The organism is Paenisporosarcina sp. P5_A11 (genome assembly GCF_056400705.1).
Genome location: NZ_JBFUKT010000400.1, coordinates 1 through 532, shown reverse-complemented (window position 1 = coordinate 532; position 532 = coordinate 1). Strand labels below are relative to the sequence as shown.

Here is a 532-nt window from a genome sequence, read left to right as displayed (position 1 = left end):
CTTATCAGGCGTGCGCTCTAACCAGCTGAGCTATAGGCMCACAAAAAATTGGAGCGGGTGAAGAGAATCGAACTCTCATCATCAGCTTGGAAGGCTGAGGTTTTACCACTAAACTACACCCGCATTATGGTGGCTCAGGACGGAATCGAACCGCCGACACAAGGATTTTCAGTCCTTTGCTCTACCGACTGAGCTACTGAGCCACATTCGAATTGTACTAAGCTGCGAATCTCTTTGTCAGCAATATTCGTTCGTTCAGTCACGTACGTAAGTACGCTCCTTCACTTACTCATTTTGCTTCCTCGACCTTCTTTGCTTATTCCAATTCTTAATATTTCATAAAAAATGGCGGTCCCGACKGGAATCGAACCCGCGATCTCCTGCGTGACAGGCAGGCATGTTAACCGCTACACCACGGAACCATTTGGTTGCGGGGGCAGGATTTGAACCTGCGACCTTTGGGTTATGAGCCCAACGAGCTACCGTGCTGCTCCACCCCGCGATAATGTAATATGTACAAACACTATGATAC

Annotated in this window: 4 tRNA genes; all 4 read right to left on the bottom strand. The window is 48.3% G+C overall.

Going from position 1 to position 532, the window contains the following annotated elements:
• Nucleotides 1-49: 49 nt before the first annotated feature.
• Nucleotides 50-123 (bottom strand) — tRNA-Gly (locus tag AC1DOS_RS20520).
• 4 nt (nt 124-127) lie between these two features.
• Nucleotides 128-203: transfer RNA gene (locus AC1DOS_RS20515), tRNA-Phe, on the bottom strand.
• Nucleotides 204-346: 143 nt separating this feature from the next.
• Nucleotides 347-422: transfer RNA gene (locus AC1DOS_RS20510), tRNA-Asp, on the bottom strand.
• A gap of 3 nt (nt 423-425) precedes the next feature.
• Nucleotides 426-502, bottom strand: a tRNA-Met gene (locus AC1DOS_RS20505).
• Between the last annotated feature and the right edge of the window lie 30 nt (nt 503-532).